Below are 642 nucleotides of genomic sequence, written 5' to 3'. Positions count from 1 at the left end.
GGGGCCGTGTTCCTTGATCGTGTTGACGCAAGAAGCGGCGATGATCTCGAGTGCTTCGTCCCATTTCGCCCGACGGAATCCGCCCTTGCCCCGGGCCCGCTGCCAGCGCGCACGCGCGACGGGATCGTTGGTCAGGGATTTCCAGGCATCGACGGGGTCGTCGTGTTGGGCCCGCGCCTTGCGCCAGAGGTCGATCAGCGCGCCGCGAATGTACGGGTATTTCACTCGCAACGGGCTGTACAGGTACCACGAGTACGAGATGCCACGCTGGCATCCACGCGGTTCGTAGGGCGGCAGCTTGGGATCGATCTCGGGATAGTCGAGCCCCTGCATCTCCCAGGTGACGATGCCGTCCTTGACGTGGATTTGCCACGTGCAACCGCCGGTACAGTTGACACCGTGGGTGCTGCGGACGATCTTGTCGTGCTGCCATCGGTTGCGGTAGAACTCCTCCCACCCCCGCGAGCCCGCATCGACCTTGTCCTTGATCCAGCGATTGCTACCCATCGTGATCAGCCCTTCCCTTCCAGGGGAGAATCGGGTACGAGGGGTCGTCGCACGGCGCGGAAGCGATTGCGCCAGGCCACGTCGAACAGCACCAGCGCTCCGGCAGTCCCGGCCATGCCGAGCAGAATGAAGATC

The 642-nt window shown here is 64.0% G+C and carries 1 protein-coding gene; it reads right to left on the bottom strand.

Annotated features, from left to right (window positions below; genetic code table 11):
* Positions 1–507: molybdopterin-dependent oxidoreductase (locus tag GY725_15160; GenBank protein MCP4005527.1), on the bottom strand; the 507-nt coding region annotated here is incomplete at its 3' end.
* Positions 508–642 lie beyond the last annotated feature (135 nt).

The sequence above is a fragment of the bacterium genome (genome assembly GCA_024226335.1).
Taxonomy (GTDB): Bacteria; Myxococcota_A; UBA9160; order SZUA-336; family SZUA-336; genus JAAELY01.
Note: the sequence above shows the minus strand (reverse complement) of the source record. Positions and strands in the feature narration are given on the sequence as shown.